The sequence below is a fragment of the Streptomyces sp. NPDC056361 genome (assembly GCF_042262805.1).
Taxonomy (GTDB): domain Bacteria; phylum Actinomycetota; class Actinomycetes; order Streptomycetales; family Streptomycetaceae; genus Streptomyces.
The window spans coordinates 21,952-31,070 of sequence record NZ_JBHJQI010000098.1; the positions used below are offsets into that span (position 1 = coordinate 21,952).

Annotated in this window: 6 protein-coding genes; 1 reads left to right on the plus strand and 5 read right to left on the minus strand. The window is 70.4% G+C overall.

Annotated elements, in window-relative coordinates:
* Nucleotides 1–110: 110 nt before the first annotated feature.
* The 5 genes from ACFCY7_RS27330 to ACFCY7_RS27350 all read right to left on the minus strand — a co-directional run bounded on the left by ACFCY7_RS27330 (nucleotide 111) and on the right by ACFCY7_RS27350 (nucleotide 7,767).
* Complete coding sequence (locus ACFCY7_RS27330) at nucleotides 111–2,243, minus strand: discoidin domain-containing protein (protein WP_376488710.1); 2,133 nt, start codon at nucleotides 2,241–2,243, stop codon at nucleotides 111–113.
* Between the two features lie 204 nt (nucleotides 2,244–2,447).
* Nucleotides 2,448–4,058, minus strand: coding sequence for a glycoside hydrolase family 13 protein (locus tag ACFCY7_RS27335; RefSeq protein WP_376488711.1), 1,611 nt, complete (start codon nucleotides 4,056–4,058; stop codon nucleotides 2,448–2,450).
* Nucleotides 4,059–4,300: 242 nt separating this feature from the next.
* Entirely contained in the window at nucleotides 4,301–5,176 is an 876-nt protein-coding gene (locus tag ACFCY7_RS27340) for a carbohydrate ABC transporter permease (protein WP_376488712.1), read from the minus strand.
* Between the two features lie 18 nt (nucleotides 5,177–5,194).
* Nucleotides 5,195–6,154, minus strand: coding sequence for a carbohydrate ABC transporter permease (locus tag ACFCY7_RS27345; protein ID WP_376488713.1), 960 nt, complete (start codon nucleotides 6,152–6,154; stop codon nucleotides 5,195–5,197).
* 197 nt (nucleotides 6,155–6,351) lie between these two features.
* Nucleotides 6,352–7,767, minus strand: coding sequence for an extracellular solute-binding protein (locus ACFCY7_RS27350; RefSeq protein WP_376488714.1), 1,416 nt, complete (start codon nucleotides 7,765–7,767; stop codon nucleotides 6,352–6,354).
* 431 nt (nucleotides 7,768–8,198) lie between these two features.
* On the opposite strand from ACFCY7_RS27350, the gene ACFCY7_RS27355 reads away from it, so the two are divergent.
* The gene (locus tag ACFCY7_RS27355; protein WP_376488715.1) at nucleotides 8,199–9,068 is read left to right on the plus strand and encodes an alpha/beta hydrolase family protein; all 870 of its coding nucleotides are present in this window, start codon (nucleotides 8,199–8,201) and stop codon (nucleotides 9,066–9,068) included.
* Nucleotides 9,069–9,119: the final 51 nt, after the last annotated feature.

Below are 9,119 nucleotides of genomic sequence, written 5' to 3' on the forward strand. Positions count from 1 at the left end.
GCGTGTGCGGTGGTGCGTCTTCGGTGGTGCGCTTTGGGTGGTGCGCTTTGGGTGGTGCGTGTGCGGTAGTGCGTGTGCGGTGGTGCGGCTTGAAGGGGTGCGGACTCCGGTCAGCTGTAGACGCCGAACTCGTGGAGCGAGTAGCCCCAGCCGGTTCCGCGGGCCGTCAGTTGGAGGCGTACGTGGCGGCCGGTGGTGGCGAGGGAGAGGGTGTCGACGTCGCCGTCGCCGGTGGTCGTGGTGTGGACCGTGCGCCAGGTGGTGCCGTCGTCGGAGACCTGGACCTCGTAGGACCTGGCGTACGCGGGGTCCCAGACCAGCTGCACCGTACGGATGGGCTTCACGGCTCCGAGGTCGACCTGGAGCCACTGGGGGTCGCTCCAGTCGCTGGCCCAGCGGGTGTCGGCGCGGCCGTCGGTGGCGCGGGCCGGCGGGCAGGGGCAGTCGCCGTAGCCGGTCTGGTAGGAGGAGGCGGTGGTGGGCCGGTCGAGGGCGAGGTTCGTGCCGGCGACGGGAGGGGCGACCACGCGGACTGACTTGGTCTCGATGCCGGCGTTGCCGTGGCCGTCCTCGGCCTGGACGTACACCTTCCAGACCCCGAGCTTCTCGGGGGCGGTGACCGCGAAGGTGCCGTCACCGGTGGCGCGCCACCGCGCCTCGACGAGGCGCTTGTCCCCGTTGGCGTAGTTCCCGCTCAGGAAGATCTTGGGGGTGACGGGGTCGCCGTCGGGGTCGCGGATGTCGGCGCGGACGGTGAACTCGCGACCGGCCGGGGCGGCGGTGGCGGGCGAGACGGTCATGCCGCTGATCACCGGCGGGGTGTCGTCGCCGGCGACGGAGCCGGTGTAGGCCTTCTTGACGGCGTAGTAGGAGAGGCGCTTCAGGCCGTCGGGCACCAGGTTGAACCAGACGCCGCCGAAGTCGTGTTCGGTGCCGTAGTGGAACATCGTGGCGCCGAGGGCGACGCCCTGGTGGCCGGTGACGCAGTTCCAGACGGCGGTGTAGCCGGCGGCCTTCTGCTGGTCGGTCGGCTCGTCGGGGACGCCGTTGACGTCGTTCGGGACCTCCCACTCGCCGGCCGGGCCCGTCTCGGTGATGAGGTAGGGCTTGGTGTAGCCGCCGTCGATCCAGTCCTGGCGCACCTTGCAGAGGTTGTCGTAGGAGTTCATGGAGTAGAGGTCGAGGTCGGGGGCGTTGCGCTTGTAGTAGGGCCAGGCGCCGGTCCAGGCGTCGGTCGAGGTCACGGGGTGGTCGGGGTCGATGGTGTGGATCTTCCGGGCGACGTCGTTGACGAAGCCGGTGTAGGCGTTGCGCTGGTTCTCGAGCGCGGTCCCGCTGTAGCAGTTCTGGAGCCCGAGGACGGATTCGTTGCCGACGTTCCACATGAGGGTCGCGGGGTGGCTCTTGTACGCCTCCACCCATTTGGCGAACTCGTCGAGCATCGTGGTCTTGTACGCGGTGTCGGTGACGTAGTCGACGCAGCCGCCGGAGCCGGGGCCGCCGCCGGGCTGGAGCCAGAAGCCGTTCACGACCTTGATGCCCTGGGCCGCCGCGGCGTCGAGGAGCGGCTTGGTGGAGCCGTCGGTGCCCCAGGTACGGATGGTGTTGACGCCCATGGACTTCACGTCGGGCAGGTACTTCGGGGCGTCCGCGATCGACGGACCCCAGGTCAGGCCCTTGACGGTGTACGGCTGGCCGCCCACGGTCAGCTGCCAGGCGCCCTGGGAGCCGGTCACCCGGACCGCGCCCGTGGGCGGTGGGGTGGTGCCGCCGGCGTCTCCGTAGACCTGGAACTCCCAGAGCGAGTAGCCGTATCCGGTCGCGCGGGTCACGCCGTGCATCCGCACGTAGCGGGCGGTGCCGGAGACGGCGACCGTCTCCGTGCCGCCCGCGCCGCTGTCCGTGCTGTAGGCGGTGGTCCACGTGGTGCCGTCGGTGGACAGTTCGATGCGGTACGCCTTGGCGTACGCGCTCTCCCAGCGCAGCACGACCTGGCTGACCGCCACGGGGGCGCCGAGGTCCACCCGGAGCCACTGGTCGTCGGAGGCGCCGCTCGACCAGCGGGTGCCGAGGTTCCCGTCGACGGCGTCGGTCGCGGGGGTGCCGTAGTGCTCCTGGCTGGAGGCGGTGACGGGCTTGCCCTGGGACAGCAGGGCGGGGGCCGCTTGCGCCTGCTGGGCGGGCAGGAGCGCCAGCAGGGTCGAGGCCACCACGGTGGCGACGGGTATGCCGACTGAGGGCATGGGGGGATTCTCCTTGTGGCGGGGGGATGTGCGGGAGAGCGCTCTCCCGCACCTTGCCCGCGCCCGCCGAACCCCGTCAATAAGCGCAACACACTTTTCTTTTGCCTTGACTTAAGAAGGTGGACTTACCGGCCGAAGCCCTGTGCCCGCCACCCCTCGGACGCGGGCGGGCACAGGGCCGATCGGTCGGGGCCTGTCGCGCGGTCAGACCCGCAGCCACACCGCCGTGTCCGGCGGCAGCAGCCCGTCCGTGGTGAGCGGGCCGCTCGCCAGGAGCAGTCGCTCGTACGGAGGGAGGGCCACGGGCCCGTCGGCGAGGCTCACCACGCACACCAGGCCACGCGGCCGCGCGAACGCGAGGACCCCTTCCCCGGCGGGCAGCCACTTCAGCGGTCCGTCGCCGAATCCGGCGTCCGACCTGCGCAGCAGCAGCGCCTCCCGGTACAGCGCGAGCATCGACTCCGGGTCGGCGCCCTGTCGGTCGACCGCGTAGCGGGCCCACCCGTCGGGCTGCGGCAACCACGGCTCGGACGCCGCCGCCGTACCGAAACCGGCGTGCGGGGCATCGGCCGTCCAGGGCAGCGGGACGCGGCAGCCGTCACGGCCGGGATCGGTGCCGCCGGAGCGGAAGTGCATCGGGTCCTCGATGCGGTCGCGCGGGACGTCGGCTTCGGGAAGGCCCAGTTCCTCGCCCTGGTAGAGGTAGACGGAGCCGGGCAGGGCGAGGGTGAGCAGGGCGGCGGCCCGGGCGCGCCGGGTGCCGAGTGCCAGGTCGGTGGGCGTGTCGAAGCGCTTGGTCGCGAAGTCGAACGCGGTGTCGGCGCGGCCGTAGCGGGTCGCGGTCCGGGTGACGTCGTGGTTGCACAGGACCCAGGTGGCGGGGGCGCCGACGGGAGCGTGCTCGGCGAGGGTGTCGTCGATGGTGTGGCGCAGCCGCTCCGGGTCCCAGGGGCAGGCGAGGAAGTTGAAGTTGAAGGCGGTGTGGAGTTCGTCGGGGCGCAGGTAGCGGGCGAACCGCTCGGAGTCCGGCAGCCACACCTCCCCCACGAACACGCCGCCGTACTCGTCGGCTATCGCCCGCCACGCGCGGTAGATGTCGTGGATCTCGTCCTGGTCGACGTAGGGGTGGGGATCGACGCCCTCGACGAAGTCCGGCAGCCCGGGGGCCTTGGTGAGCAGGGCGGCGGAGTCGATGCGGACGCCGGCGACCCCGCGTGCGAACCAGAAGCGCAGCACGTCCTCGTGTTCCGCGCGGACCTCGGGGTGCGCCCAGTTGAGGTCGGGCTGCTCGGGGGTGAAGAGGTGGAGGTACCACTCGCCGTCGGGGACCCGGGTCCAGGTCTGTCCGGAGAACTGGGAGGGCCAGGTGTTGGGCGGCAGTTCGCCGTTCTCGCCCCGCCCGGGGCGGAAGTGGAACCGGGCGCGCTCGGGGCTGCCGGGACCTGCGGCGAGGGCGGCGCGGAACCAGGCGTGCCGGTCGGACACGTGGTTGGGGACGATGTCGACGACGACCTTGATGCCGAGTCCGGCGGCCTCGGAGATCAGCTTCTCCGCCTCGGCGAGGGTCCCGAACGCGGGGTCGATGGTGCGGTAGTCGGCGACGTCGTACCCGCCGTCCACCAGCGGGGAGAGGTACCAGGGGGTGAACCAGACCGCGTCCACACCGAGTTCCGCGAGATAGGGCAGTCTCGCCCGGACTCCCGCGAGGTCCCCGGTGCCGTCGCCGTCGCCGTCGGCGAAGCTGCGGGGATACACCTGGTAGATGACGGCATCGCGCCACCAGTCGTCGGTGCGGGTCGAGTGAGGGGCTGCCACGTGACGGTCCTTTCGGGCAGGTCGGGGTCTTCGCCGCCGGCCCGGTTGCTGCGGGGCGTCGGACGGGCCGACGGCGAAGGCTTGGTGGTGAGAGGTACGGGCCGGGGGCCTCGGGGTGGAGCCCTGGGGCTCACGGGCTCAGGAGCTCAGGACCCGGGGCGCGGGGCTCAGGGCGCGGGGCTCAAGGCGCGGGGCGCGGGGCGCGAAAGCAGGAGCCTGGGGCCTCAAGGCCTGGGCCCGGTTCAGCCCTTGAGGCCGCCGGCCGTGAGACCGCTCATGATGTTGCGCTGGAACACCAGGAAGATGAGCAGGGTCGGTACGGAGGCGATGGCGAGGGCGGCGATGAGCACGTTCACGGGCACGCCGGTGGAGAGCGAGTAGATCCCCACGTTCAGCGTCTGCTTGGTCGGATCGGGCAGCGTGAGCATCGGCCAGAGGAAGTCCTTCCAGACGCCGACGACCGCGAAGATCGAGACGACGCCGAGGATCGGCCGCGAGATCGGCAGCACGATGGAGCGCAGGATCCGCAGCGGGCTCGCGCCGTCCATGGCCGCCGCGTCGAGCAGTTCCTTCGGGATGGAGTCGAAGAACCGCTTGAGCAGGAAGATGTTGAAGGCGTTGGTGACCGCCGGGAGCCAGATCGCCCACGGCGTGTTCAGCAGGTTCCGCTCCACCACCGGCACGTCGAGCACGGTCAGGTACTGCGGCACGACCAGGACGGTCGCCGGGATCATCAGCGTGACGAGCATGCCGCCGAGGATGGCCTTGCCGAAGACCGGGCGCAGTTTGGAGAGCGAGTACGCGGCGGCGACGTCGAGGACCAGCTGGAACGCGAGGGCGCCGAAGGCGTAGTAGAGGGTGTTGAAGAGCAGGGTGGAGAGGTCCATGACCTCCCACGCCCGTGTGTAGTTCTCGGGGGCGAACGATCCGGGCACCAGGGTCGGCGGCGTCCGCACGACCTCCTGGGTGTCCTTGAAGCCGCTGGACACCATCCAGTACAGGGGGCCGAGGAACACCAGGGTGAATCCGCCGACGACCAGTGCGAACGTCGCCCGGTAGAGGGCCTTGGCGCGGGGCTTGGCGAGCTGCGCGGGCGAGATGAGCGTGCGTGTGGACATACGTGGTCTCCCCGGGTCCTACTCGTCCTCGGCGCGGCTGAGCTTCACGTACACCGCCGAGAATCCGGACAGGAGCACGAGCAGGAGCAGGCCGAGCGCCGCCGCGGCACCGTAGTCGTTGAAGTTGAAGGCGTACTGGTAGATCAGGTGGACGACGGTCGTCGTCGATCCCTCGGGGCCGGCGCCGCCGGTCAGCAGGAACGGTTCGACGAAGACCTGCATCGTCGCGATGACCTGCATGAGCAGCATCAGCGACAGGATCAGGCGGGTCTGCGGGATGGTGACGTGCCAGACCTTGCGGAACAGCCCCGCGCCGTCCAGCTCCGCCGCCTCGTACAGCTCGCCGGGGATGCCCTGGAGCGCGGCGAGGTAGATGAGTGCCGCGCCGCCCATGTTCATCCAGGTCGAGGCGATGACGACGGACAGCATCGACAGGTCCGGGTCCTGCAGCCACTGCTGCTCCGGTAGGTGGAGGAACCGCAGCAGCTCGTTGAGGAGCCCGTAGCCGGGGTCGTACAGGTACTTGAAGAGCAGCACCGACGCGACCGGCGGCAGCATCACGGGCAGGTAGACCAGCAGCCGCAGATACCCCTGGCCGTGCCGGAACTCGTTGATGACGATCGCCACGACGAAGGGGACCGCGAATCCGAAGACCAGCGCGAGGACGGTGAACAGCAGCGTGTTGCGCCACGCCTGCCAGAACGCCGGGTCGTCGAAGACGGTGGCGAGGTTCTCCAGTCCGACCCAGCTGGTCTGCCCGCTTTCCGTCTTCTGGAAGGCCAGGAGGAACTCCCGGACCATCGGGTACCACGAGAACACCGCGAAGCAGACGACGGCGCCGATCAGGAACCCGTGCGCCGTCAGATTGTGCTTCAGGTTCTTCACGAACCGGCCACCAGGTGGCACGGGCCCCGCCGCCGGCGGCGGGGAGTGACGGGACGTTCCCGTCTTGCTCGGGGTCAGGCTGGGCGCCGACATCGTCGCTCCTTGGTGCTGGTCTGCCGGATTACGGTGCCCGGCGGGGCGGGCCGGGGCCGGGGAGGTGCCCGGACGGGTTCCGGCCCGGGGCCGGGCGGACACCCGGACGGGGGCGGGCCCGGGGCCGGGCGGATGCCCCGGCGGGGGCGGGCCGGGAGGGGGACCGACTCCCTCCGCCCGCCACCGCCGGGAAGGGGTCACTGGTGGGCGAGGACCTGGTCGACCTGCGCCTCGGCGGTCGCGAGCAGCTTGTCGATGTCGGCGTCCTCGTTGGTGAGGAGGCCCGACATCACGTTGTCGAGGACCTTGTAGACCTCCTGCGCCTTCGGCGGCTCGGCCTTTCCGGCGACGGGGTTGTCCATGAAGCTCTTGAAGTTGGCGACGGGCATCGTCGCGTTCTGCACGCGTGCCGCGTCGTCCTTGGTCTTCGACTCGCCCAGCCAGAAGTTCGGCTGCGGCACGCCGACCGGGAGGCTGTCGGCCTTGGTGCGGGCCCAGTCGAACTGCCCCTTGCCGACGCTGAGGTTCTTGAAGTTCAGCCAGGCGACGGCGGCCTTGATCTTGTCGCCGGAGATGCCCTTCTTGACCATGTAGTTGTTGCCGCCGGCCAGCGTGTTCCTGCCGCCGGGTATCGGGCCCATCCCGAAGTTCTCGTACTTCGCGCCGAGTTGCTGCACCATGTACGCGATGTCGTCCGGCGCGGCGAGGAACATCCCGAGCTTGTCCGTGGCGATCTGCTTCTGCAGGTCGCCCCACTGGAGCAGCTGGGTCTTGCCCATGCTGTCGTCCTCCCAGCGCATGGCGTGGAGGTTCTCGGCGACCTGCTTCCCCAGGTCGTTGTTGAAGGCGGCCTTCTTCCCGCTCGCGTCGACGACCTCGCCGCCCACGCTGTACATCTGCGCGGTGAAGTGCCATCCGCCCGTGTTGCCCGCGCTGTACTCGCCGAAGCCCGCGATGCCGTTCCCCAGGCCCGCGATCTTCTTGGCGGCGGCCCGCACCTCGTCCCACGTGCGCGGCGGGGCGTCCGGGTCGAGCCCCGCGTCCTTGAAGAGCTTCCGGTTGACGAGCAGGCCCATCGTGTAGTTGCTCGTCGGCAGGCCGTACAGCTTCCCGTCGTGCTTGAGCGATCCGAGGACGTTCGGGTCGATGTCCTTCAGCAGCGGCACGCTCTTGTCGCTGACGTACGCGCTGATGTCCGCCGCGCCGTCGTTGTCCAGCACCTGCGGCAGGTCCGTGAAGTACGTGTAGAACACGTCGGGCTGCGACTTCGCCTTCAGCATCGCCGTGAACCGCGGCGGCTCCAGACACTGCCCCGGAGTGGAACGCCCCTCGATCGTGACGTTCGGGTACGTCTTGTTGAACTCCGCAACGTCCTCCTTCCACTCCTTCAGCTCGGCCGCCTTCGCCGCCGGCGGCATGCAGTCGATCGTCAGCGTCACCTTCGTCTTCGGATCCAACGGGGCGGCCGGGTCGACCGAGCCGCCCCCTTCGGAACCGCCGCCGCCGTTGTCACTGCTGCTCGTGCCGCACGCGGCCAACGCGCTCAACGTCACCGCGGACACGAGAGCGACCGCGCTCGCGCGACGCATACGACGGAACCGAGCACTTCTCATGGGTGGTCCCCTTCGGGCAAGTACGTGGAGGTCGCCCCACCGCCGGTGCGTTGTGGGGCGCGGCACACTCAACCACCCCCGACAAGTGAACGCAAGATGTCGCGCCAATTTCGCAATTGCCTGACAGTCCAGAGCATTCCCACCACAGATCCCCTCCTCCGAAGAGGGCAGACCAGACACCACCACCGCCCCTGAAACCCCTAGCGCGCAACGCCCTTGAGCCGCGCCAGAGCCCTTCCGGACTCTTGATTGCCCACACACCCGGGGCGGCCACCCCTGAGCGCCACCCGTCCGGCCACCCGCACCACTTTCTCTCACTTGCGTCAATCGATCAGAAATTTGCAGACCGATACGAAGGGGCTACGAGGCAGCGCGGCCTGCCCGGAGCGCAGCTCGTCGAGCTCTCCCGGCGCCTTGTCTACGATGCGCGCATGACGATGCCCGGTGCGGAACAGCCAGAGATACGAGTCCTGTACGACGACTCCCGGGGCGACCTGCGCGACGCCGCGCGTCCGCGTCCCGTGCGGCTCTACCTGTGGGAGCCGGAGCGTGCTGCGGCCTCGCCCGCGCCGTTGGTCGTCGTGTCGCACGGCACCGGGGGCTCGGGCGGGGAGATGGGGTGGCTGGTGCGGCCGCTGCGCGAGGCGGGGTTCAGGGTGGTGGCGCTGGACCACCACGGCAACAACTACGTGGACGGATACGAGCCCGAGGGGTTCGCGCACGTCTGGCACCGGCCCCGTGACGTGACGTTCGCCCTGGACGCGTTGGAGCGGGAGCGGCCCCTGGGTCCCGTGGGCGCCGCGGGCTTCTCGCTGGGTGGGTACACCGTCGCGGCCCTCGTGGGAGCGCGCGTCGATCCGCAGGTGCTGCGGGCCGTGGTGACCGGCGCCGTGCCCCTGCCGGACATCCCGGAGTTCCCGGGGCTGCTCGACGCGCTGCTGAAGAAGTACCCGGACGACGACTCGTCACGACGCGCGCTCGAAGGCGCCGACGCGGATCTCACGGACGCGCGCGTACGGGCCGTGTTCCAGGTCGCGCCGGGGGTCGGCGGGTTCGTCACGGCGTCGAGCCTGGCCACGGTGCGCGTACCCGTGGAGATCCGCTGGGGTGGGGCGGACACCGTCAACCCGTACGACGTCGACATCAGGCCGTACCTCGACCACATCCCCACCGCGACGGGCCGGTCGGCGGGCCCGGACGTCCGCCACGACGACTTCTTCTCCCCCGACCCCGCCGACCCGGACGTCCGCCACCACGTCGGACGGGAGGCGGCCGCCTTCTTCCTCCACCACCTCGTCTGACGTCCGGGGACCGCGGGCGGCACGCACGCGAGCGCTCCGCCCGACCGGGGC